The organism is Lentzea aerocolonigenes, assembly GCF_000955955.1.
Classification (GTDB): Bacteria; Actinomycetota; Actinomycetes; order Mycobacteriales; family Pseudonocardiaceae; genus Lentzea; species Lentzea aerocolonigenes_A.
This window is the reverse complement of sequence record NZ_JYJG01000201.1, coordinates 1-21,457: the sequence shown is the minus strand read 5'-3', so window position 1 is coordinate 21,457 and position 21,457 is coordinate 1. Positions and strand designations below refer to the sequence as shown.

Annotated in this window: 25 protein-coding genes; 12 read left to right on the top strand and 13 right to left on the bottom strand. The window is 69.6% G+C overall.

Going from position 1 to position 21,457, the window contains the following annotated elements; translation table 11 throughout:
* Positions 1-64: 64 nt before the first annotated feature.
* Genes UK23_RS25300 through UK23_RS25285 form a run of 4 tightly spaced genes read left to right on the top strand, consistent with a single transcriptional unit; the run spans position 65 to position 2,261 of the window.
* A complete protein-coding gene (locus tag UK23_RS25300) occupies positions 65-955 on the top strand; it encodes a proteasome assembly chaperone family protein (RefSeq protein WP_045314117.1) in 891 nt (296 codons plus the stop codon).
* Between the two features lie 9 nt (positions 956-964).
* The gene (locus UK23_RS25295; RefSeq protein ID WP_045314116.1) at positions 965-1,324 is read left to right on the top strand and encodes an MmcQ/YjbR family DNA-binding protein; all 360 of its coding nucleotides are present in this window, start codon (positions 965-967) and stop codon (positions 1,322-1,324) included.
* On the top strand, positions 1,297-1,749 hold the full coding sequence (locus UK23_RS25290) for a hypothetical protein (RefSeq protein ID WP_196777882.1): 453 nt from the start codon (positions 1,297-1,299) through the stop codon (positions 1,747-1,749). Before UK23_RS25295 ends, UK23_RS25290 begins: the two co-directional genes overlap by 28 nt.
* Positions 1,749-2,261: a YciI family protein gene (locus tag UK23_RS25285; protein ID WP_045314115.1), complete on the top strand. Its 513-nt coding sequence runs from the start codon at positions 1,749-1,751 to the stop codon at positions 2,259-2,261. Before UK23_RS25290 ends, UK23_RS25285 begins: the two co-directional genes overlap by 1 nt.
* On the opposite strand, the gene UK23_RS25280 is transcribed toward UK23_RS25285, so the two are convergent.
* The 3 genes from UK23_RS25280 to UK23_RS25270 are packed head-to-tail and all read right to left on the bottom strand — an operon-like array spanning position 2,258 to position 3,959.
* Positions 2,258-2,713, bottom strand: a complete 456-nt coding sequence (locus UK23_RS25280; RefSeq protein ID WP_045314114.1) for a dihydrofolate reductase — start codon at positions 2,711-2,713, stop codon at positions 2,258-2,260. The genes UK23_RS25285 and UK23_RS25280 overlap by 4 nt on opposite strands.
* Positions 2,710-3,507, bottom strand: a complete 798-nt coding sequence (locus UK23_RS25275; protein ID WP_045314113.1) for a thymidylate synthase — start codon at positions 3,505-3,507, stop codon at positions 2,710-2,712. The genes UK23_RS25280 and UK23_RS25275 overlap by 4 nt, the downstream gene beginning before the upstream one ends.
* A gap of 14 nt (positions 3,508-3,521) precedes the next feature.
* The gene (locus tag UK23_RS25270) at positions 3,522-3,959 is read right to left on the bottom strand and encodes a MarR family winged helix-turn-helix transcriptional regulator (RefSeq protein ID WP_045314112.1); all 438 of its coding nucleotides are present in this window, start codon (positions 3,957-3,959) and stop codon (positions 3,522-3,524) included.
* A gap of 83 nt (positions 3,960-4,042) precedes the next feature.
* On the opposite strand from UK23_RS25270, the gene UK23_RS25265 reads away from it, so the two are divergent.
* Together UK23_RS25265 and UK23_RS25260 are read left to right on the top strand one after the other, a co-directional pair.
* Entirely contained in the window at positions 4,043-4,801 is a 759-nt protein-coding gene (locus UK23_RS25265) for an SDR family NAD(P)-dependent oxidoreductase (RefSeq protein ID WP_045314111.1), read from the top strand.
* Positions 4,802-4,853: 52 nt separating this feature from the next.
* Positions 4,854-5,639: an aldo/keto reductase gene (locus tag UK23_RS25260; RefSeq protein ID WP_045314123.1), complete on the top strand. Its 786-nt coding sequence runs from the start codon at positions 4,854-4,856 to the stop codon at positions 5,637-5,639.
* A gap of 66 nt (positions 5,640-5,705) precedes the next feature.
* Here the strand turns inward: UK23_RS25260 and UK23_RS25255 are convergent, their stop codons facing one another.
* From UK23_RS25255 to UK23_RS25245, 3 genes are read right to left on the bottom strand one after another with little or no spacing between them, the layout of a single operon-like run.
* Positions 5,706-7,034: an ABC transporter permease gene (locus UK23_RS25255; RefSeq protein ID WP_045314110.1), complete on the bottom strand. Its 1,329-nt coding sequence runs from the start codon at positions 7,032-7,034 to the stop codon at positions 5,706-5,708.
* The gene (locus tag UK23_RS25250; RefSeq protein ID WP_045314122.1) at positions 7,034-7,729 is read right to left on the bottom strand and encodes an ABC transporter ATP-binding protein; all 696 of its coding nucleotides are present in this window, start codon (positions 7,727-7,729) and stop codon (positions 7,034-7,036) included. Before UK23_RS25250 ends, UK23_RS25255 begins: the two co-directional genes overlap by 1 nt.
* Entirely contained in the window at positions 7,729-8,712 is a 984-nt protein-coding gene (locus UK23_RS25245; protein WP_052685024.1) for an efflux RND transporter periplasmic adaptor subunit, read from the bottom strand. The genes UK23_RS25250 and UK23_RS25245 overlap by 1 nt, the downstream gene beginning before the upstream one ends.
* Before the next feature lie 139 nt (positions 8,713-8,851).
* Here UK23_RS25245 and UK23_RS25240 point away from each other — a divergent pair, with 139 nt between their 5' ends.
* Complete coding sequence (locus UK23_RS25240) at positions 8,852-9,655, top strand: SDR family NAD(P)-dependent oxidoreductase (RefSeq protein ID WP_196777881.1); 804 nt, start codon at positions 8,852-8,854, stop codon at positions 9,653-9,655.
* Between the two features lie 2 nt (positions 9,656-9,657).
* Here UK23_RS25240 and UK23_RS25235 read toward each other — a convergent pair whose 3' ends face one another.
* Positions 9,658-10,239 (bottom strand): hypothetical protein, encoded by a 582-nt coding sequence (locus UK23_RS25235; RefSeq protein ID WP_045314108.1) that lies wholly within the window; start codon positions 10,237-10,239, stop codon positions 9,658-9,660.
* A gap of 72 nt (positions 10,240-10,311) precedes the next feature.
* On the opposite strand from UK23_RS25235, the gene UK23_RS25230 reads away from it, so the two are divergent.
* Both UK23_RS25230 and UK23_RS50565 read left to right on the top strand, forming a co-directional pair.
* Positions 10,312-10,980, top strand: a complete 669-nt coding sequence (locus UK23_RS25230) for a HemK2/MTQ2 family protein methyltransferase (RefSeq protein WP_082114966.1) — start codon at positions 10,312-10,314, stop codon at positions 10,978-10,980.
* Positions 10,949-11,203 carry a CDGSH iron-sulfur domain-containing protein gene (locus tag UK23_RS50565; protein ID WP_082114965.1) on the top strand — a complete coding sequence of 85 codons (255 nt, stop codon included), beginning with the start codon at positions 10,949-10,951 and terminating at the stop codon, positions 11,201-11,203. The genes UK23_RS25230 and UK23_RS50565 overlap by 32 nt, the downstream gene beginning before the upstream one ends.
* Here UK23_RS50565 and UK23_RS25225 read toward each other — a convergent pair.
* From UK23_RS25225 to UK23_RS25215, 3 genes are read right to left on the bottom strand one after another with little or no spacing between them, the layout of a single operon-like run.
* Positions 11,125-12,114, bottom strand: coding sequence for an iron-containing redox enzyme family protein (locus tag UK23_RS25225; protein ID WP_045314106.1), 990 nt, complete (start codon positions 12,112-12,114; stop codon positions 11,125-11,127). The two genes, UK23_RS50565 and UK23_RS25225, sit on opposite strands and share 79 nt — an antisense overlap.
* A 7-nt stretch (positions 12,115-12,121) precedes the next feature.
* Positions 12,122-13,099, bottom strand: a complete 978-nt coding sequence (locus UK23_RS25220) for a carboxylate-amine ligase (RefSeq protein ID WP_052685023.1) — start codon at positions 13,097-13,099, stop codon at positions 12,122-12,124.
* Positions 13,083-13,514, bottom strand: coding sequence for a DUF4383 domain-containing protein (locus UK23_RS25215; protein WP_045314105.1), 432 nt, complete (start codon positions 13,512-13,514; stop codon positions 13,083-13,085). Before UK23_RS25215 ends, UK23_RS25220 begins: the two co-directional genes overlap by 17 nt.
* 110 nt (positions 13,515-13,624) lie before the next feature.
* Here UK23_RS25215 and UK23_RS52915 point away from each other — a divergent pair, with 110 nt between their 5' ends.
* The gene (locus UK23_RS52915; protein ID WP_196777884.1) at positions 13,625-13,798 is read left to right on the top strand and encodes a hypothetical protein; all 174 of its coding nucleotides are present in this window, start codon (positions 13,625-13,627) and stop codon (positions 13,796-13,798) included.
* Positions 13,783-14,184, top strand: coding sequence for a hypothetical protein (locus UK23_RS25210; RefSeq protein ID WP_231114663.1), 402 nt, complete (start codon positions 13,783-13,785; stop codon positions 14,182-14,184). The genes UK23_RS52915 and UK23_RS25210 overlap by 16 nt, the downstream gene beginning before the upstream one ends.
* Here the strand turns inward: UK23_RS25210 and UK23_RS25205 are convergent.
* The 3 genes from UK23_RS25205 to UK23_RS25195 all read right to left on the bottom strand — a co-directional run bounded on the left by UK23_RS25205 (position 14,133) and on the right by UK23_RS25195 (position 19,967).
* A complete protein-coding gene (locus UK23_RS25205; protein ID WP_045314103.1) occupies positions 14,133-17,003 on the bottom strand; it encodes a helix-turn-helix transcriptional regulator in 2,871 nt (956 codons plus the stop codon). The genes UK23_RS25210 and UK23_RS25205 overlap by 52 nt on opposite strands.
* Positions 17,004-17,152: 149 nt before the next feature.
* Positions 17,153-17,341: a hypothetical protein gene (locus tag UK23_RS25200; protein ID WP_045314102.1), complete on the bottom strand. Its 189-nt coding sequence runs from the start codon at positions 17,339-17,341 to the stop codon at positions 17,153-17,155.
* Positions 17,342-17,366: 25 nt separating this feature from the next.
* Positions 17,367-19,967, bottom strand: coding sequence for a type 2 lanthipeptide synthetase LanM family protein (locus UK23_RS25195; RefSeq protein WP_052685022.1), 2,601 nt, complete (start codon positions 19,965-19,967; stop codon positions 17,367-17,369).
* A 389-nt stretch (positions 19,968-20,356) separates the two neighbouring features.
* Between UK23_RS25195 and UK23_RS25190 the strand changes: the two genes are divergently transcribed.
* Positions 20,357-21,412, top strand: a complete 1,056-nt coding sequence (locus UK23_RS25190) for a helix-turn-helix domain-containing protein (protein WP_045314118.1) — start codon at positions 20,357-20,359, stop codon at positions 21,410-21,412.
* Positions 21,413-21,457 lie beyond the last annotated feature (45 nt).

Here is a 21,457-nt window from a genome sequence, read left to right as displayed (position 1 = left end):
TCAGTCTGGTGTCCACGTGGTTGGCTTGAGACGAGAGTGAAACGACGGTTTTGGAGGCAATGCGGTGCTGGACCCGGAGAACCTGTACGAGGTGGACTCGGAGGTGCCGGACCTGACGGGTGCGGTGCTGCTGCACCACTTCGAGGGCTTCATGGACGCCGGTGCCGCGGGCCGTCTGCTCGCCGAGCACCTGCTGGAGACGCTCGAGAGCCGTGTGGTCGCGCGCTTCGACCTCGACAGCCTGATCGACTACCGCTCGCGCCGCCCGTTGATGACCTACGCGACGGACCACTGGGAGGACTACGCCGCGCCCGAGCTGGTCGTGCACCTGCTGTGGGACAGCGCCGGCCACCCGTTCCTGCTGCTCACCGGCGCCGAACCGGACCGCGGCTGGGAGGCGTTCATCCTCGCCGTCCGGTCGCTGATCGACCGCTGGGGCGTGCGCCTGACCGTCGGCTTCCACGGCATCCCGATGGGCGTGCCGCACACGCGTCCGCTGAACGTCATCGGCCACGCGACGCGGCCGGAGCTCGTCTCGGAGTACCAGCCGTTCTTCAACCGCGTGCAGGTGCCGGGCAACGTGTCCGGGTTGCTGGAGTTCCGGCTCGGCCAGGCGGGCCACGACGCGATGGGCTTCGCGGCCCAGGTGCCGCACTACCTCGCGCAGTCGCAGTACCCGACCGCCGCCGTGACGCTGCTGGACGCCCTCGCCCGTTCGACTGGTCTGGCGTTGCCGATCGGGTCGTTGATCGACGCGGCTCAGGCCGCTGACGCCGAGATCCACCGGCAGGTCGCGGAGTCGGAGGAAGTAGCCCAGGTGGTGGAAGCGCTCGAGCGGCAGTACGACGCTTTCATCCAGACTGTCGGGAACACCGACCTCCCCAGCGCGGACGAACTGGGCGCCGAGTTCGAACGGTTCCTGGCCGAGCAGCAGCGTCCGCCGGACCACCTGTAGGAGCTAGTGATGGCCACCTGGAACGACGTGCGCCGGATCGCCACCTCCATGCCCGACGTGACGGAGGGGGTGCGGGAGGGCGTCGTCGACTGGAGGGTCAAGGACAAGCTCTTCGTGTGGGAACGGCCGCTGCGCAAGACGGATCTGGCGGCCATGGGGTCTTCGGCGCCGTCCGGGCCCATCCTGGCGGCTCGGGTGCCGGATCTCGGGGCCAAGGAGGCGTTGCTCGCCTCGGACGAGTCGGTCTACTTCACGACGCCGCACTTCAACGGGTATCCGGCGATTCTCGTGCGGTTGGAGCACATCGGGGTGGGCGAGTTGGAAGAGCTGATCGTCGAGGCGTGGCACGCACGGGCGCGGCGCCGTTGATGCTGGTGACGTGGATCCGCGAGGTCGCGGACGAACCGTTGCTGTTCAACGGCGATCCGGACGCCGAGGCGGCGGCGAACACGTGGATCCTCGGCACGGACGCGTCGGCGGTGGCTGGCGACGTGGTCGCGGCTTTCGAGGAGACCGCCCGGTCGCAGTCGGAGCGGGCGGTCGCGCTGGGCCGTACGGGGACGTTCTACGTGTGGCACGACGTGCAGGGCGGGCAGCTCAGATGTTCGACCACGTCGTTGCCGCGGGACCGCCTTCCGTTCGGGGCGAAGCTCGACCTCACGGTGTCGCTGGCCGCCATCGTGGAGGGGTTTCTCGGCGACCCGGGCGGATTCGTCGCGTGGTCCGATCTTCAGGAGGAACCCCTGCCCGAGGCCGAGTTCGTGCTGCCGGTGTGGGCCGTGGAGATCGGCTGATGGAGTTCTTCTGCTACCACCGGGATCGGCCCGGATCGCTGCCGTTGCGGGAGAAGCTGCTCGAGGAGCACTGGTCGTACATGGACCGGTTCTCGCTGATCGCCCGCGGGCCGACGTTCGGCGGCGACGTGCTGGCCGGCAGCGTGCACATCGTCGACGTGCCCGATGCCGCGGCGGCTCGGGCGTTCGCGTTCGACGAGCCCTGCTACCAGGCCGGGGCTTATCGGGACGTGCTGGTGCGCAGGTGGCGCAACGTGCTCGGGCGCACGATGTGGGACTTCCCGGGCGCGGGGGGACATCTGGTGCTCGGGTTCGGGTGCGGCGAGCCCGTGGACCTTCAGCCGGTGCGTGCCGATGGCTTGGTCGCGTACGGGCCGTTGCTGTCCGACGACGGCTCACAGTGGCTGGGCACCGCGGCTTTGGTCAGGTCAGAGGACCCGGCGGCGGTGCTGAGCGTGGACCGCTACGACGCGGTCGAGGTCCACGACTGGCAGCCCGGTGGCCGGCGCTAGTAGCTGACGAACCGGAAGTGCAGGCCCGAGCTGGACTCCTGCCACTCACCAACGGTCACCGGCTCGCGGTCGATCTTCGGCGCGTACGTGTCGCCCTCGAAGACCTCGCGGATCTCCGTGACCTCGACGCGGTCGGCGAACGGCAGCGTGGCCGCGTAGACCGCCGAGCCGCCCATCACCCAGAGGTCGCCGGTCACGTCCGCGAGCGCCTTCTCCAGGTTGTCGAACGTCTCGGCGCCTTCCTGGGGAGTGCGGGACAGCACCAGGTTGCGGCGGCCGGGGAGTGGGCGGAAGCGGGGCGGCAGTGACTCCCAGGTGCGGCGGCCCATCAGGACGGCCGCGCCCGCGGTGATCTCCCGGAAGTGCTTCATGTCCTCGGGGATGTGCCACGGCATGGTGCCGTCGCGGCCGATCACGCCATCGGGCGCCTGGGCCCAGATCAGGCCGATCACACCGCCACCGGAGCCTTGATGCCGGGGTGCGGGTCGTAGCCCTCGATCGTGAAGTCCTCGAACTTGTAGTCGAAGAGCGACGAGGCCGGAGCCATCTGCAGCGTCGGGAACTCGCGCGCCTCGCGGCTCAGCTGCAGCTCGACCTGCTCGACGTGGTTGTCGTAGATGTGGCAGTCGCCGCCGGTCCAGATGAAGTCGCCGACGCCGAGACCGGTCTGAGCGGCGATCATGTGGGTGAGCAGCGCGTAGGAGGCGATGTTGAACGGCACGCCGAGGAACAGGTCCGCGCTGCGCTGGTAGAGCTGGCACGACAGCTTGCCGTCGGCGACGTAGAACTGGAAGAACGCGTGGCACGGCGGCAGTGCCATCTGCGCGATCTCGCCGACGTTCCAGGCGGACACGATGATCCGCCGCGAGTCCGGGTTCTCCCGCAACGTCCGCAGCACTTCCGCGATCTGGTCGACGTGACCGCCGTCCGGGGTCGGCCAGGAACGCCACTGCACGCCGTAGACCGGGCCGAGCTCGCCGTCGGCCGCAGCCCACTCGTCCCAGATCGTCACGCCGTGCTCCTGGAGCCACGCGACGTTGCTGTCGCCGCGCAGGAACCACAGCAGCTCGTACGCGATCGACTTGAAGTGCACCTTCTTGGTCGTGATCAGCGGGAAGCCCGCGGCGAGCGGGTAGCGCAGCTGGTGGCCGAAGATCGACCGCGTGCCGGTGCCGGTGCGGTCCTCCTTGCGCACGCCCTCTTTGAGGACGTGGCGGAGCAGGTCTTCGTACTGCGTGTCGGCCATGTGGGTGAGCCTAGTTAGAGCGTGGCCAGCGCGTCGACAAGGGGCTTGAGCTCCGGCGTTTCGGAGGCCTCCTCGAGCGACGCGGTGAGGACCTCGTCGTGGGTGGGGCGAGCGAGCGCGAGCAGCTCGTGGCCCTTCTCGGTGACCTCGGTGTAGATACCGCGCCGGTCGGTCGGGCAGAGGTAGCGGGCGAGCAGGCCGCGGTCCTCCAGGCGGGTGACCAGGCGCGTTGTGGCGGACTGGCTCAGCACCACGGCGTTGGAGAGCTGGTTCATCCTGAGGTGGAAGCCGTCCTGGCGGTTGAGGACGTCCAGAACGGTGTACTCGCTGACGGAGAGTTCGTGAGCCTTCTGCAGCGCTCTCTCGAGGCGGTCCTCGATGCGCGCGTGCAACGCCGCGAGCGTGCGCCAGCCCTGAGCGCGCGCCTGGACGGCGTCGTCGTCCAGTGACATAGGTCAACCCTTCTCGAATAGACAGCGTGTGCAACTATTGCGTACGCTCGTTATCGTCTTCAACAAGTCTACCGGGGAGAGACATGGATCTGTCGGGACGCACGGCGCTTGTGACCGGCTCCACCTCCGGCATCGGCTTCGCCACGGCGGAGGCGCTGCTTAAGGCGGGTGCGACCGTGGTCGTCAGTGGTCGCAGCCAGGAGTGGGTCGACGAAGCCGTCGCCAAGCTCGACGGGGACGTACGGGGTGTCGCGGCCGACATCGCGACCGCCGAGGGCGCGTCTCAGCTCGTGAACCAACTGCCCGACGTGGACGTGCTCGTCAACAACATGGGCATCTACGGGGCGCAACCGGTGTTCGAGATCGACGACGCCGAGTGGCAGCGGTACTTCGACACCAACGTCATGTCCGGCGTGCGGCTGTCGCGGCACTACATGCCGCGCATGGTCGAGCGCGGCTGGGGCCGGGTGATCTTCGTGAGCAGCGAGTCGTCCGTGTTCACGCCCACCGAGATGGTCCATTACGGCATGACGAAGACCGCGCAGCTCGCGATCGCGCGCGGCATGGCGCAGGCGGTCGCCGGAACTGGAGTCACCGTCAACTCGGTGCTGCCCGGCCCGACCCTCACGCCCGGCGTCGAGGAGTTCATCCGCGACCGCGTCGGCGACGGCGGTGAGGCCGAGTTCGTCCGCACCGAGCGCCCGACGTTGTTGCTGGGCCGCCTGATCCGCCCCCACGAGGTCGCGAACCTCATCACCTACGTCGCGTCCGACCTGTCGTCCGCGACGACCGGAGCAGCCCTCCGCGTCGACGGCGGTACGGCACCCACTTTGATCCCCTGAGAACTGGTAAGGATTGGTTTTGAACACCCTGAAGCTCAACAACGGCGTGACCATGCCCCAGCTCGGTTTCGGTGTCTGGCAGGTGCCGGACGCGGAGGCCACGACGGCTGTGGCGGAGGCGCTGAAGGCCGGTTACCGCAGCATCGACACCGCGGCCATCTACGGCAACGAGCGCGGCACTGGTGAGGCTCTGAGCGCGGTCGACCGCGACGAGCTGTTCATCACGACGAAGCTGTGGAACGCCGACCAGGGCTACGACTCGACGCTGCGCGCGTTCGACGAGTCGTTGCGCAAGCTCGGGCTCGACACGCTCGACCTGTACCTGATCCATTGGCCGACGCCTGCCCGCGAGCTGTACGTCGACACCTGGAAGGCGTTCGTCGAGCTGCAGAAGGAAGGCCGCGTCCGTGCGATCGGCGTCTCCAACTTCCAGCCCGCGCACCTGCGGAGGCTGATCGACGAGACCGGTGTCGTGCCCGCGGTCAACCAGATCGAGCTGCACCCGTACCTGCAGCAGGGCGAGCTGCGCGCGTTCCACGCCCAGCACGGCATCCAGACCGAGGCGTGGTCGCCGCTGGGCCAGGGCGGCGAGCTGCTCGGTGACCCGGTGATCGCGGAGATCGCCCAGCGCCACAACCGTTCCGCGGCCCAGATCGTGCTGCGCTGGCACCTGCAGATCGGCAACGTCGTGATCCCGAAGTCCGTGACGCCGTCGCGGATCCGGGAGAACATCGCGGTGTTCGACTTCGAGCTGTCGGATGAGGAGATCGCTGCTCTGTCCACTCTGGACCGCAGCGGCCGGATCGGCCCGAACCCCGACACCTTCAACGAAGCCTGAGAAATGCACGAAGCCCCGGTCCGCCTCTCTCGCGGTCCGGGGCTTCGTCGGCAACGGGCCTGCCTCCTAGGCCCGCATGACTGTGGCGATCGGAATCCGCGCCGCCCGGATCGCCGGGATGAGCCCGCCGAGCACACCGGCGACCAGACCCGCGATCACCCCGGCAACGCCTGCTTCCCACGGGAAAGCGGTGCCCTGCAACGACGGGAAGCGGCTGCCGAACATCGCCAGCGCGACCTGCAGGCCTGCCGCGCCCGCGCCGATCGCGAGCGCCGCGGTCAGCAGGCCGGTCAGCAGCGTCTCGGCCAAAACGATGCCCGCGAGGAGCATGCGGGACATGCCCACCGCGCGGCGCAGCGCGAACTCCTCGACGCGCTCGCCGACCGTGGCGAGGCCGACGTTCAGGATTCCCGCGACGCCGATCAGCAGCACCAGGAACGCCATGCCGAGGAAGATCAACCGCATGATCTTCAGCTCGGACTGCATGCGCTTCTTGGAGTTCACCGTGTCGAAGTGCAGGTGGTTCTGCTCGACGCCGGCACCGACGAGCTTGGCCTTCATCAGCTGCTGCAGGTCCTCGGAACCCGGCTGCAGGTAGACCTCGAGCTGCGTGCCGCCGCCGCGGAACCTGTTGGTGTCGTTGGCTTCCGCCGCCGCGGGCATCCAGGTGCGCAGCTCGTCGAGCCGCATGTAGATGCGCGGCTGGCCGTTGCCGTCCTGCACCACGCCGACGATCTGCGGCGTCACGTGGTGGGTGGCGCCCTCGATCATCATCTCGCCGGGGACGCGGTACTGCTTGAGGCCCTTGGCGGCTTCCTCGTTCAGCACGATGCGCGGCGCCAGCGACGGCGTCGACGCGAAGTCGAGCCAGGTGCCGGAGACGGGGCGGAACGGCTTGAACTGGCGGATGTCACCGGTCAGCGCGACCATGCTGACCTCGATCGCCTGGCCGGCCGGCTTCTTCTCCTGTTCCTTCTGCTCGGTGCACTTGCCGCTCGCGTCGCAGATCATCTGCGGGCCGTAGTAGTCGCCACCCCGGCCGGCGTACTCGAACGGCGAGCCGCCCTCGTTGATCGGCCGCACGCCCGGCTCGCCGATGATCGCCTGCGAGCTGATCATCGCGACCGCGTCGGAGCGGCCCTTCAGCATCGTCTCGACGATTCCCGACGCGCCCTTCTCGCCGGGGATGTAGCCCATCAGCGTGCCGTCCTTGCCGGCCTGGAGCTCGACGTCGGTGAGCATCGCACGTTCGGCGATCTCCGAACCCGCCTGCACCGCGACGACCGCGAGCACGCCGAGGAACAGCGAGACCATCGACAGGAACGTGCGCAGCTTGCGGGCGCGGATGCCCTGTCCGCCGATGACCAGGGCGGACCGCAGCTTGCCGGAGAACATCAGTTGAACCGCCCGTCGCGCAGCTCCAGCACGCGGCCCATCTTGCGCGCGTGGTCGTGGTCGTGCGTGACCAGCACGAGGCCGCAGCCCTGCCTGGTCGTGTTGAGCAGCACCTCGACGACGAGGTTGCCGGTCTCCGTGTCGAGCGCGCCCGTCGGCTCGTCGGCGAGGATCACCCGCGGCTGCCGGACCAGCGCGCGGGCGATCGCGACGCGCTGCTGCTCACCACCGGAAAGCCTGGCGGGCTTGGACTTCGCGAGGTGCGCGATGCCGACGGTCTCGAGCGCTTCCATCACCTGCTGCCTGCGCTTGCGGCGCGCGGACCAGCCCTGGCCGTTCACCAGCGCCATCGCCACGTTCTGCGCCGCGGTGAGGTGCTTGAGCAGGAAGAAGCGCTGGAACACGAACCCGAACTCCGCGCTGCGCAACGCCGCGGCCCTGCGCTCGGGGAGCTTGGTGATGTCGTTGCCGTGCAGGAAGTACTGGCCCTCGTCGGCGCGGTCGAACAGCCCGATCAACGACAAGAGCGTCGACTTGCCGGAACCCGAGCGGCCGAGGATCGCCACGCTCTGTCCAGGATGGACGGTGAGGTCCACGCCGGACAGGATGGTGCGCGGTTCCTCCTGGCCCTTCAGGACTTTCGTGATGCCGTTGAGCTGGAGCAGCGGCGCCTGGACCTGAACCTGTGGCTGCATCACGGTCCCGTCGGCTTCTGCTGGTCGCCGCCCTGCTGCTGGCCTTCCGGCAGGTTCGGGCCGGGAACCGCGAGCTCCTCGTCACCGGTGAGCCCCGACTTGATCTCGATGACCTTGCCGTCGGTGAGGCCGAGCGTGACGTCCACGGTCCTGCGCGAGCCGTCCGGCTGCATGACGTCGACCTTGCCCTTGCCCTGCTGACCGGCCACCGCCTCGACCGGAACGACCAGCGCCTGTGCGGACTTACCGGTGGTGACCTCGATCGACGCGGCCGCACCGTTGATCATCTGCACGTCGGCCGGCGCGGTGCACACGATGCGCAGACCGGTCGAGGAACTCGGCTGCTGCGGCTGTTCGGGCTGCTTCGGCTGCTCTGGCTGTTTTGGCGGGTTCTTGGTGTCCGGCGTGACCGGAGGCTTCTCCGGAATGGTGCCCTGCGGCAGCGCGGCGATCGTGCCCAGCACAGTGCACGGGAACGGGCCCGGACCGTTCTTGATCTGCACCGTCACGTCCGTCAGAGCGCCACTGATCTTGTACGCCTGCGCGCCGTCGATGTCGCCGACGATCGCGTAACCGACGTGCTTCGCCGACGCGATCGGCATCCCCGCCGTCACGGTCGCCTTGTCGTCCACCAGCCTGCCGCCGAACGTGGCACCGGCCGGGATCTCGACGTAGTTCGGCGCCCCGTCCTTCCACACCGTCGCGACCCTGATGGGCTTCGTCGGCGTGCCGTTGGGAGCCTGCAGGTCGAAGTACCGCACCTGGCCCGCGACCGGCGCGGTGAGGCCGAACGTCGGGTTCATCTCGACCTTGCCCGACAGGCTCAGCTTGGTCGTCAGGTCCTTCTTCTCGGGCTTGACCTTGGTCATCGTCGTGCCGCGCGGTGCCAGCTCCGGATTGGTCTGGTCCGGACCTGACGGACTGCACGCCGCCACGGCAACCGTGACCAGCGCGCACAGCGGCGCGAGAAGAATTTTGCGCACGAATGTCCCCCATGTCGTTTCGACCAACCTACCGATAAGGACACCGCACACGTCCGGGAGGTTGCATCGGACTTTCGGCCGATGTCGCATCGACCTGGTGGCCACGGGTATCCGGGTGTTGACCGGAAGGAGAAGACCTGTGAATGCGCTTGCCGTGGTGACCGGTGCTTCCAGCGGAATTGGTTACGAGCTCGCGAAAGTGCTCGCGGACAACGGCTTCGACGTCGTCGTCGCGGCTGAGGACGAAAGGATCGACGAGACGGCCGCGCAGCTGAAACTGCGCAGCGGTGGTGTGCACGTGGAACCGGTGCGCGTGGACCTCCGCGCTTACGAGGGCGTGGAGTCGCTGGTATCCCGTGTGCGCGCGTTGGGACGGCCGGTGGACGTGCTGGCGGTGAACGCGGGTGTCGGCGTCGGCGGTGACTTCGTGCGCGACACCTCGCTGGGCGACAACCTGGAGATCGTGGACCTGAACGTCCGATCTTCGGTTCACCTCGCGCATCGGCTGATCAGCGACATGGTGGACCGCAAGGAGGGCAAGGTGCTGTTCACGTCGTCCATCGCCGCGACCGCGCCCGGACCGTTCCACTCGGTCTACGCGGCCTCGAAGGCGTTCCTGGCGTCGTTCGCGCAGGGGCTGCGGGAAGAGCTGCGCGACACCGGCGTTTCGGTGACGACGCTGATGCCGGGGCCGACGGACACGGAGTTCTTCGACCGCGCGGGCATGCAGGACACCAAGGTGGCCACGGGGGACAAGGACGACCCGGCGCAGGTGGCCCAGCAGGGCTTCGACGCGTTGATGAAGGGCGACGACCACGTGGTCGCGGGCTCGTTGAAGAACAAGGTTCAGGCGATCGCCGGGAAGATCGCGCCGGACCCCGTCAAGGCGAAGATGATGCGCACGATGACGGAACCCGGTTCAGCGGAGGAATCCGGCGAGTGAGGTCATGACCGCGGGCGGCCGCGCCGGCTCCCCTCGTAAGCCTGTTCGCGCAGCACGGCGAGCCAGCGCGGCGCCAGCTCCATCTCCTGCGGGCGGTTGAGCACGGGGTCGAACGCGATCGGCGTGGCCGCGCTGTCCTCGGGATGCAGCGTCACCTCGGCGACCTGGCGCCACTGCGCGTCCGTGCCGGACGCGTGGATCGTGAACCGCGTCGGTGGCGCGCCGTGCGGCACGGCCATGAGCCACATCAGCTCGTCGCGGTACCGGTACGGCGCGAGCGTGCCGAGCCGGGCGTCCCGCCAGCCGCGGACCGGCGTCGGCAGCAGCCGCGTGAGCCTGCCCGTGCCGGTGCTGGACAGCAGGACGTCCCAGTCGCCCGACTCGGTGGGAACGCGGAGCGCCAGACCGAACACGTCCGGCCAGCCACGTCCGGTACCGGCCCCTTTGGACAGACGAACGGCGACGCTCGCAGAGGCGGGAAATGGCGCGGCGCCCGTCAGCTCGCCTCTCAGCAGAATTCCACGCGGATGGAACGCGCGGGCCTGCCGTGCCTTGGCGAGCAGCCGGAAAGCGGTGGTCAGCACATCCTCGTGTACCCGCCGAAGTCGTGCGAAAACACGGTGTTTCAAGGTCTTCGACCGGGGGATTCTCCGACTGTGAGGCTGCTCAGAGCTCCAGGCGTGTACGCGCCCCAGGACGACACGGCACTCCTGGTCGAGGCCATGCACGCCGCGGCGATTCCGGCGGGCGCGCGCGTTCTCGACATCGGCACCGGCACCGGAGCGCTCGCGATCGCGGCGATCCGCGCCGGTGCCGCAGAAGTGACCGGTGTGGACGTTTCCCGGCGCGCGGTGTGGACCGCGCGGGTCAACGCCGCCCTGCAACGGATGCCGTTGCGGGTGCGCCTGGGCAACGCGTTGGAGGTCATCGCGGACGAGCGGTTCGACCTGGTGCTCGCCAACCCGCCGTACGTGCCTGCCTCCGACCCGTGCGCGGCACGCGGACCGGCGCGGGCGTGGGACGCGGGGCTGGACGGCCGTCAGCTGCTGGACCCCTTGTGCGCCAGGATGTTCGACCTCCTGGTGCCGGGCGGCGTGCTGCTGATGGTCCATTCCGCACTGTGCGGAGTGGACACCACGTTGCGGCAGTTGCGCGACTGCGGCTTGAAGGCGTCGATCGTGCAACGCCGGTCGGTGCCGTTCGGACCCGTGATGAACGGCCGGGTCGACTTCCTGGAACGGCACGGCCTGATCGAGCCCGGCCAGCGATACGAGGAACTGGTGGTGATCCGCGGTGACCGGCCAGAACGCCCGCAGTCGCAGTGAAAGTCGCAGTAGGAGCAGGGTGACGGTCGTGCCGAACGGGCCGGTGCTCGTCGAAGGACCGGTCGAGCTCGTCACCGAGGACGGCGTGACGCACACCAGCGACCGGTTCGTCGTCGCGGTGTGCGCCTGCCGTCGCAGCAAGCGTTACCCGTTCTGCGACACCAGCCACCGCAAGCGCGTGCGCAGCGACGACTCCCCGGCCGCCCACGAGGACAACAGGTGATCGGCGAGGCGTGCTTCGAGCAGTTCCGTCGCCTGGATGCCGAACACCACGTCCGCTCGCAGTTCCGGTTCCTGCTCGAGCAGTGAGCCGATGACGTCGCGCCGCATGATCTGCTCGTGCACGGCGTCGGCCTCGATGTGCTCGGTGAAGAACTCGACGCACCTCGGGTCGGCGTTCAGGCGTTCGAGGGCCTGGGCCATGCGCTGGGCGCTCGGAGCGGTGGTGATCTCCGCGGCCGCGAAGTGGCCGACCAGGGCGCCGCGCAACGACCTGTGCAGGCCGAACAGCGACATCATGTTGACGATCGCGATCGCGGGAGCGGGCACGTCGTCGAGGTAGTGCAGGTAGTCCGCCGACATTCCGGCGCCCTGCAACAGATCCGCGTAGAGCCGGGAGTGCATCCGGTCCGCCCGGCCGCCGCCGAACTCGTCGAACTCCACCGCGACGAGCGCCGCCTTGGCCCTGCCGCGCAGACGAGGGATCACCCACGCGTGCGGGTCGGCTTCCTTGTGGTGGTACACCGAGCGGTGCGCGAAGTACTCGCGCATCTCGTCCCAGTTCCCGTTGTCCCGCAGGTGGTGCGACACGCCGCTGCCGGGGACGTGCTCGACCAGCAGGGCGTCCAGTGCCGCGTCCAGGTCGTCACCGCCGTCCACGTCGGACCGCAGCGCGGCGAGGAAGACGATTTCGGCCTGGGCGCGGAACTTGAGCAGCTCCGGGTCCCACTCCCAGGCCGGGTGCACGCCGTCGAAACCGCAGTAGTGCAGCTCGTACAACGTGTGCAGGGCGATGGTGAGGTCTTCGCCGTACGGGTCGGCGGCGGTGAACGGGATCGGCTGACCGTCCGGCTCACCGCCCAGGGTGGCGACGACGGTCTCGGACAGCGGTCCGCGGGGCGAAGGAAGCTTCACTCAGGTCTCATACCCGCTGTTCGACGAGGTCATGCACCAGATCGAGCTCGTCACGCTCCGCCAGCGCCGGCGTCACGTGCGCCAGCAGCCGCTCGAGCATCGCCGACGCGGGAACCCGGCACGCGCGCCACGGGTCGACGGCGGCTCCGTCCAGACCGTACCGGGAAGCCGTCCAGACGGCCGCTGCGCACACGTCGTCCCGCACCGGGCGTGGTTCACCGTCCAGGAACGCCGTGTGGACGAGAGCCCGCGACAGGGCGGCGAGCAGCACGGCGTCCTCCACCGTCGCCGCCGCGTCCGCCACCCGGAACTCCACGGTCGGCAGCTTCGGCGACAGGCGGGCGAGCCAGAACGACTGGGCGCGGTCGACGAGCGTTCCACACGCGACCATGCGCGCGACGTGGGCGTCGTAGTCGGCGGCGCTCGTGCACACCGGCGGCACTCCGGAGCCGGGGAAGCGCGACTGCTCGACCATCCGCCAGCTCGCGTAGCCGTGGTCAGGGGAGTTCGCCGACAATGCCAGCAACGTCGGCAGCCACGGCCGGAGGTGGTTGAGGACGCGTACGCCGGTTTCGCGGTCCGGAACGCCGACGTGGACATGGCAGCCGCACGCCTCGTAGTGCTCGACGACACCGGCGTAGGTGTCGAGAACACGGCGGAAACGCGGGTTGCTGTGATCCACGATCTGTTGCCGCGACGGTTTCACCGGAGTGCCGCGGGAAATCAGCCCGACGCCGACCTCCTCAGCCGCTTTCGCGAGCGTGGTGCGGGCTTGGTGCAAGGCTTGGCCCAGTTCGGAAACAGACGTGCACGGGCCGGTCGCGGCTTCCACCTGGGTGGCCGCCAGTTCGGCGTGGAACTTGGTCAGGTCCGTGTCCTGGACGAGCGCCAGCACGGCGTCCGCGCGCACCGAAGTACGCCCGGACGCCGTGTCGACGAGCAGGAACTCCTCTTCTACGCCAACGGTGTCAGCGCAGGGCGGCACGCTTGCCAAGCGCCACTCCCAGTCCGATCATGCCGAGGCCGAGGACGAAGTGCAGCCAGTCGTCCGCGCTGTTGAGCGGCACGAAGTTGGCGTCGCTCATCTTGTCGATCACCAATCCGTACAGCCACAGCACGAGGTAGACCGCGCCGCCGCCGATCAGGAACGCTCGCGCACCGGCAGGCGTGCGCGCGGCCAGGAAGCCTGCGACGCCGAACAGCAGGTGCACGATGTTGTGCAGGATCGAGACCATGAAGATGCCCAGGAGCATCGCGCCGGACTCGTGGCCCGCGAAGGTCATCGAGTCGTAGTCGGTGGTGATGCCTGGGATGAAACCGAGCACGCCTACCAGCGCGAACACCGCCGCGACGACGAGTGCGGCCTGCTGGACCCGCGTGCGGGTGGTGACGTCGACCATAAGGGGTCACCTCGCTCTGTGAAGGACGCAGTGTCAGTGATGGACACGGCCGGTGATCGACTACCCGGCAGGAGTGGGGGCAAACCCGCGGCGGGGGTATTACGGGTGGCGTGGACGACGGCACGGTTTCTGGCGGCACGGTTTCTGGCGGTCTGGCGGTCTGGCGGTGGGGCTCGGGCGTGGCCGGTGTGCCGCGTGGCGTGGACGACCACACGGTGTCCGACGACCTGGCGGTAGCACTCGGGCGTGGATGGGTATGCCGCGTGGCATGGACGACGACTTGACGATCGAAGCCCTCGGCAAGCTCCGCAAGGCCCTGGAGACCACCGAACGCGCCCGCGGCCACCTCTACTCGTTCCACCAGCTGACCGGCTCGGCCGATTTCACGCTCGACGAGGCGATCGCGCTGCTGCGGCGGGCGGGCCACCACGAGCACGCGGACCGGGTGCAACGCGAGCTGCTCGGCCGGAACGTGCTGCCGGGGCGGTGGACGTTCGAGATCGTCGAGCAGTACGACGACACCTACTACGACGTGTTCCGGGACGTGGAGCGCGCTGCTCGCGATGACTTGGCGGGCGGTAGGAGGCACGAGTACGAGGCACGGCTCAAGCGCGAGCGTCAGCGGCTCAGTGCCGCCGCGTACGCGGAGAGGGACTCGCGGTCCGGCTGACCGGTCTTCGCGATCAGGGAGGCGACGTGCTTCTCGACCGTGCGCGGAGAGATGTGCAGGCGGGTGCCGATGGCCTTGTTGCCCATCCGGTCGGCGAGCAGCACGAACACCTCGAACTCGCGGACCGTCACGCCGTGCCCGCGCAGCTGTTTCGGCACCTGGTCCGTGCCGCTGCGGCGTTGCTGCACCGACGCGCCCGACTGCCGCAGCAGCCCCCGGCACGCCGACGCCACCGCCGGGATCCCCGCCTGGTGGAAGTACTCCTCGGCGGACCGCAGCCACGTCACCTGATCGCCCCAGCCCGAGGCTTCCTGCGCGACGAGCCGCAGTCCGAGGTGCCGTGCCATCGGGTAGAGGGCGGCGGCCTCCTGGGCGCTGTCGAACGCCTGGCGCGCCTCGGCGTGCTTGCCGTCGCGGCCCAGCAGCACCGCGTGCGCGAGGTCGGCGAACTGGCGGTTCCAGCGCATGCCGGCCGCGCTCGACTTCACCAGCACGTCGTAGTCGGACCAGCCGCAGCGGCCGTCCAGCACGGCGAGCAGCACGCGCAGGCCGTGTGAGCCGGAGAGGTGGAACGGCGTGGGGCTCTGCGACTCCTTGGCCTCCGCGAGGTCGAGCTCCTGCATCGCCAGCACGTGGTTCTCTTCGAGCAGGGCGCAGAACGCGCGCGCAAGTCCGTAGCAGAGCGGGACTTCCTGCGCGCCGCTCTTCGCGACCGCCTCGAACATCGCGACGGCTTCGTCGGTCTCCTGCCGGTTGCCGCGATGTGCGGCGAGCGTTGCCTTCACCATCAACAGGTAGCGGGTCAGCGAGTGGAACCGCAGCCGTCCGGTCGCTTCCAGGCAGGTCTCGACCTGGACGGCGGCTTCGTCGTAGTCGCCGGCCAGCACGAGTTGCAGCGCCAGGATGGCCTTCACGCTGTACGACACCGTGATCGCGCCCGTCCGGCACGCTTCGCCGTGCGCGCGGTCCAGCGTGGCGGTGCTGCCGTCCGCGAGCCAGTCGTTGCCCGCCAGGCGAACCAGCGCGTAGATGTGCTGGATCGGCATCTGGTGGGCGTCCGCGAGTGCGAGCGCCCGGTCGAAACACCTGTTGGCCTCGTCGAGATCCTGCTCGCGCGCGATCACGCCGAGCAGTTGCCACGCCTCGCACGCCACGGCGGGAAGCTCCGCCCGTGCCGCCGCCTCCGCCGCCTGCCGCGCCAGGCTCGCCGCCGACTCGACCCGGTCGGCGCTCGGGCTGATCAGCGACAGGTAGGCCGACGTGACGTCCAGCTGCGCGGTCAGCTCGTCGGGTGCGCCCGGCCCGAGCAGCGCGCGGGCGATGCGCACCTGCTCCACCCCGAACGGGAACCGCCCGGCCTGGTGCGCGATCCGGGCGAGTCGCGTGTGGAGCTTCGCTTTTCCCGGCCCGTCCTTGAGTTCCGCCACGTCCTTCTCGAACTCGAAGGCGCGCTCGAACTCGCCGGTCTCCGCGAGCGCCGGGAGCAGCGTGTCCAGCACCGCGGCCCGCGTCTCGTCGGTGAGCAGGCGTTGCGCGCGGTCCAGCAACGTGACCGCGGATCCGGCCGCGCCCGAGGAAAGCGCTCTCCGTCCCGCCTCGGCGAACAGCAGCCCGGCCTCGTCCGGCGATCCGGCGTCGAACCTGAGCTTCGCGACGAGCGGGCACCAGTCGCCGGTCAGTCCGGGGTGCAGGTCCTCGATCGCGTCGGCCGTGCGCCTGGAGAGGTCCGCGCGTTCGTTGGGTGCCAGCTGTGCCAGCAACGCTTCCGCGGTCAGCGGGTGCCGGAAGGCGTACCAGTCGGGAGCGGGCTCGTCGGGCGTGACGAGCTGGGCAGCGACTCCCGCGTGCAGGTGGCTGAGGAGGTGGCGGTCGTCGGTGCCGGTCACCCGTTGCACCACGGACAGCGGGAACCGGTGACCCAGCACGGCCGCGATCGACAGCACCTCGCGTCCCTGCGGCCCCAGGCGGTCGGTGCGGTGGGCGACACTGCGCACGAACGCCGCCGGCACCGGCAGTTTCAGCTCGCCCAGCACCTGCCAGCCCTCGGCGCCCGCCACGAGCAGGCCGCTGCTCACCATGCCGTGCAACAGTTCCTCGATGACGAACGGATTCCCGGCGCTGTCCGTCCACAAGCGATCCGACAGCTCGCCCGGGATCTGCTCGCTTTCCAGGCAGGCGGCCGTCATCCGTTCGACCTCGGCCTGGGTGAGCCTGCGCAGCTCGAGCGCGGTGGCCGCTCCTCGCTGCACGATCCGGTGGATCAGCTCCAGCGCGTTGCCCGGTTCGTTGCGGCTCGTGGCGAGCAGCAGAACCGGTTGGTCCTCCAGGTTGTCCGCCAGGTACTCGATGACCGCGAGCGTCTCGGCGTCGGCGTCGTGCAGGTCTTCGAGGACGAGCAGGCACGGTGTTCTCCTGGCGACCGAGGCGAGCAGCCTGAGCACCGCCTCCGCCAGGACCACGACGGATTCCGTCGTGGACCGGTGGTCGTGCCACTCCGGGATCAGCGTGCCCAGCACCGGTTTGTACGGCCCGAGCGCGGAGTCGTCCGGAGGCTCGCCCCTGAAGAGGGCGAGGAGGGCCTCCGCGATCGGGCGGAACGGCACCATCGGCCCGATCGTCGTGCCGCGCCCCTTCAGCACGCGGATGCCCTCGCCGTACGCCTGCCCCGCCGCGTACCGGGCCAGCCGCGACTTGCCGATCCCGGCCTCGCCGGTCAGGAAGATCGCTCCGCCCTGCCCGGTCCGGGTGCGCCGCAGTGCCCCCGCGAGGGCCGTGACCTCTCGATCGCGGCCGACCACGTGGGGGGCTCGGGTCTGCATGGCAGGACCTTAACGGCAGGGTGACGTCGTTCGTATCGGCTGCTCAGGCGTATTCGCCGGGACAGTGCCAGGTGATCAGGAAAGGATCTTTCCGCGATCAACGAGAAAGGGCCGGGCTGCTCGCCCGGCCCCTCATCCGGCCTGAACTCCTACTGCACGCTGACGGTCGGGTCCGACAACGTGGGTGTGATGGACGCGAACGCACTCACCGCGAGCGTCAACCCGGCCAGCGCGCGTGCCCGGGCGCCGGCCAGCGACCTCGGGGCCAGCTCCATCTCCCCGATCACGCTCTCGACCGGCTCGGGCAGGGCGGTCGGGCGGTGCAGGGACTCGTTCATCAGACGCTCTCCTCATCTGTTGGTCTCACGGTTCGAGCAACAGCACGGACGGCACGGGAAACCCTTGGCGCAGCAGGCCGTGGCCGATGCCGGCCAGGCCCGTGAGCAGCCCCGGTGAGGGAACCCCGCCCGGGGTGGCGCAGCGGGCGCCGTGTTCGTCCAGTGCTCCCAGCAGCAGGGCCGTGCGACGGGTCGCAGCAGCTGGGTGGTGCGCCGACAGGGCTTCGATCACGCCCAGTTCTCCGTGGCAGAGGCTCATGTCCCGCAACGGTTCCCGGGACGCCAGCACTGTGCTCAAGCGTTCGTCCGCGCGCGCCAGGGCCGCACCGGACATGCCCGAGCACCAGCCGGCGTCGGTCGGGTCGATCGCGTCTGTCTCGAAGCAGGAGTCTGCCGCCACGGAAAAGGACTCGGCCACACTAGAAGACTCGTTCGCGACCGTTGCCGCGTAACGCCGAAGTGCCCATCCGATTCCCGCATGGCCGCGGGCGAATCCATTGGCAGAACAAATAGCACCACGTAGCAGCGACGCGTAGTGGCCGGCCAGCGCCAGGGATTCCGGTGTGCCCACGGCGATCATCGCGGCGAGCGAGCCGGCGACACCGTCCACCACGCTGAACGACGTGTCCTCCCGCGGCATCAACGACACCGCGGTCGCGAGCAGATCAGGCTCGAGGCCGAGCAACGGGGTCAGGCGTGCCAGCGCGTAGCAGATCCCGCCCAGGCCGTGGAATCCGCCGCCGGCCGCCGTGACCAGCTCGGCCTCGGCACCGAACAGCTCCAGCAGCCCGGGCAGCGGACGGACGGCGTCGCGGGCGAAGTCGACGTACCGGGCGGCACCGGTCAAAGCGCCCAGTTCGGCCAGGAACAGCGCGACACCCGTGTAGCCGTTGGACAAACCCGCACCGAGCGGGTGGACGGTCCAGTGCCGGTCGTCGATCAGCTCCAGCCCCAGCCAGTTCACCCGGTCCTGACCCGTCACGGCGTGCGCGAGGATCTGGTCCGCGATCCCGCACGCCGCCACCAGCAGCCGTGCCGGATCCGGGTCCACCGCGGCGACGTGGCCGGGCAAGGACGGGCCGCTGCGGTGCGACACGGGTTTCGGCCTGGAGGCCAGCGCGGCCGCGATCACCCACTGCTGGTCGTGCCGGTCCACCTCGCTCATCGCCGCGATCTTGCGTTCGACGACGTCCAGCCCTGGTTCCGGCAGCACCCCCGGCAGCCGGAGCCCGGACGTGGTCCACAGGTCCCGCGACCCCGGCCGGCACGTGAACAGCGGCACGTCACCACGCCACAGATCGGCCACCTCGAAGGGCACCAGCCGGTCGAGCAACGGGTCGTCGACGATCAGCACGCCGAACGCCAGGTCGCGGTCCATCGCGTCTACGAGAACGCTTGGGTGCGTGGACTCGTCCAACAACACGGCGTACTGACGGGTCGCACGCGGCACGAACCGCACGTCGTCGTCGGCACACGCACGGACCAGGCGCAGCAACTCGGACCGGTGCGCCACGATCGCGTCGTAACCCGCGCGGAACCCCGCCAGCAGCGAGTCCTGGTAGTCCGCGGGCTCGGCTGGTGTGCCGCTCAGGTGTGGCCGGTTGAACGCCCCGGTGGACTCACGGGGGCGCCGCACGAGCCGCATCCGGTCCGTTCCGGCGTCGGCCCAGTCGACGACGTCCAGCGGCGACGGCACGCCGTGATCGCCGCCGACCCCGGACACGTCCGCGATGCCGTTGTCACCCAACAGCACGTGGGGGAGCAGCGCGGTCCTGTGCACCGATCGCGCGAGCGCCAGTGCGGCCGGATCGTCGGACAGCGCGGGCGTCGGGTGGAACAACGTCTCCACGTCGACGAGCACCGGCTGGTCACCGCACGCGATCAGGTTCTCGTAGTGCATGTCGGTGCCGTCGATCGCGTAGAGCAGCGCCAGCAACGCCCCCAGCCGCCGGTAGAACTCGGCGACCCCGGCGACGTCCGCGCACGGCTCGTGGCTCACGAACTCCAGCCACCCGTAACCGTCGCGCACCACCAGCCGCGGCGACCGGAACTCAATTCCAGTCCGCGTGGAAAACCACGTCAGCTGGGCGACGAAGTGCCGGTGCAGCCCGACCGGACGCGGCCGGTAGATCAGCCGATCCCCGGACTCGAACGTCAGCACCGCGACCGTCCGGCCCTGCTGGTGCGGATCGCCCTGACCCGTCTCGATGGCCACCAGCGCACCGGGATCGACCCCGCCGAAGATCGTCCGCACGATCTCCGCGCGGTCGCGGGTGAAGCGCGACGACAGCTCGTGATGAGCGGAAACCGCCTGCTCACAGGCCTGCGCGAGCAAGCGGGCCAGCACCGGGTAGCGCGCGAACAACGCTTCGAGGTCCAGGTTCCGCGTGAACGACGTGAACCGCTCGGCGCCCGTGTCGCCGGTCAGCGTGCCCCGCGCGTTGTGCAGCTCCAGCACCAGCGTGCGAGCCGCGATCGCGACCAGGCGACGGCCGAGCTGCTCGGCGAAAGCGGCGTCGAACGGCGGCGCCACCTCCAGCCTCGCGGCGTCGATCAGCGGGCGCAGCGCGTGGGCGAAAGCCGCTGTCCAGCTCTCGCCGGTGGTTGTCCCGGCCACGGAGGTCACCGGCAAAACCTCGCACGCGCGCGCACGGACCACATAGGGGCCAGGCCCCCAGATTTACCGCGAACGTGAATATGGGGGATCGCCCCCCATGTTTCGAGACTCCTCCGGCCTGAGACTCAGGCTCGGAGAGGGGAACGGGCATGAAGGAGTTTGCAGAACCGGTGCGCACTCGCTGTATCTCGCGGCCACTTGATCGATCTGTGGTTCGGGACCAGAGAGAGGTGCGGGCATGAAGGACTTCGATGAGCTGCTGCGCACACGCTGCATCTCGGAGGTTCGGGGCCGGGGAGGGGTGCGGGCATGAGGGACTTTGCCGAGTTGCTGTGCGCGCGCAGGACGGTGTCGCTGCCTTGCGGGCTGGTGGCCGGGGTTCCGAGGGGTGGGCAGGCGTGAGGGACTTTGGTGAACTGCTGCGCACGCACAGGATCCGCGTCGGTCTGACGCAGCAGCAGCTGGCCGACTTCGCGATGGTGAGCGTGCGGGCCATCCGCGACCTGGAGTGCGGCCGGACGAGGTCGCCGCGCGCCGAGACGGTGCGGCTGCTCGCGGACGGGCTCCGGCTGGACGACGACAGCCGCGCGAACCTGCAGGAGGCCGGGGGACGACCGGCCGGGCCGGTGTCGGTGCCGCCGCCCGCGCCGTCGTCGGCGATCGTGGGGCGTGAGGCGGAGACGGCCGCGTTGACCGGCCTGTTCGTCGACGGGCGGCGGCTGGTCACGATCACCGGCGTCAGCGGGGTGGGCAAGACGCGGCTCGCGCTGGAGGTGGCGGGGGAGCTCCACTTCCGGCTCGGCTGGTCGGTGGCGTGGCTGCCGTCCACGCGCACGCCGGCGATCGACGACCACCAGGACACGGTCCTCGTCACCGACCACGTCCCGGACGCCGGGCTGCTGATGCGGCACCCGAGACTGCGAGTCGTCGTCACCGCGCTCGCACCGACCGGGATTCCCGGCGAGCACGTGTTCCCGTTGGCGCCGCTGGGCGATGAGGCCGCGGTGCGGCTGCTCGTGACGAACGTGCGCCGCGTGCGACCGGGATTCCGCCAGGAGGACGGGAACCAGGCCGCGCTGATGGGTCTGGTGCGGGAGCTCGACGGGCTGCCGTCGGCACTGGAGTTCGCCGCCGGGTGGTTCATGGTCTACTCGCCGCAGCACCTGCTGGAGCGGCTGCGGACCAACCCGCTCGACCCGACGTCGGCTCACCTGCGCGACTCGCTGCGGCTCTCGCTGTCCACATTGGATGTCGAGGAGCGGGACGCGTTGGTGCGCATGGCCGATCGCGGCGACGACGAGTGTGAACGGGTCGCGCGCGCGTTGAGCGTGCGCGGACTGGTCCGCCGCGCCGGACCCCGATACGAGGTGCTCAACCTCGTGCGCGCGGCGGTGCTGGAGCCGGTGTCAGGGCCACATCTCGCGGGGGGTGTGGCCCTGACCTGGCCGTGCTGACCATCCCTCTCCGGGGGCGATGAAGGGAACCTTGCTCCACCTGAG

Excerpts from the sequence above, each read along its gene's own strand:
- UK23_RS25215 (WP_045314105.1), bottom strand. The coding sequence starts at position 13,514 with ATGGTCGACGTCACCACCCGCACGCGGGTCCAGCAGGCCGCACTCGTC.
- UK23_RS25270 (WP_045314112.1), bottom strand. The coding sequence starts at position 3,959 with ATGTCACTGGACGACGACGCCGTCCAGGCGCGCGCTCAGGGCTGGCGC.
- UK23_RS25260 (WP_045314123.1), top strand. The coding sequence starts at position 4,854 with ATGCCCCAGCTCGGTTTCGGTGTCTGGCAGGTGCCGGACGCGGAGGCC.
- UK23_RS25250 (WP_045314122.1), bottom strand. The coding sequence starts at position 7,729 with ATGCAGCCACAGGTTCAGGTCCAGGCGCCGCTGCTCCAGCTCAACGGC.
- UK23_RS25275 (WP_045314113.1), bottom strand. The coding sequence starts at position 3,507 with ATGGCCGACACGCAGTACGAAGACCTGCTCCGCCACGTCCTCAAAGAG.
- UK23_RS25295 (WP_045314116.1), top strand. The coding sequence starts at position 965 with ATGGCCACCTGGAACGACGTGCGCCGGATCGCCACCTCCATGCCCGAC.
- UK23_RS25205 (WP_045314103.1), bottom strand. The coding sequence starts at position 17,003 with ATGCAGACCCGAGCCCCCCACGTGGTCGGCCGCGATCGAGAGGTCACG.
- UK23_RS25285 (WP_045314115.1), top strand. The coding sequence starts at position 1,749 with ATGGAGTTCTTCTGCTACCACCGGGATCGGCCCGGATCGCTGCCGTTG.
- UK23_RS25265 (WP_045314111.1), top strand. The coding sequence starts at position 4,043 with ATGGATCTGTCGGGACGCACGGCGCTTGTGACCGGCTCCACCTCCGGC.
- UK23_RS25200 (WP_045314102.1), bottom strand. The coding sequence starts at position 17,341 with ATGAACGAGTCCCTGCACCGCCCGACCGCCCTGCCCGAGCCGGTCGAG.
- UK23_RS25210 (WP_231114663.1), top strand. The coding sequence starts at position 13,783 with ATGGACGACGACTTGACGATCGAAGCCCTCGGCAAGCTCCGCAAGGCC.
- UK23_RS25255 (WP_045314110.1), bottom strand. The coding sequence starts at position 7,034 with ATGTTCTCCGGCAAGCTGCGGTCCGCCCTGGTCATCGGCGGACAGGGC.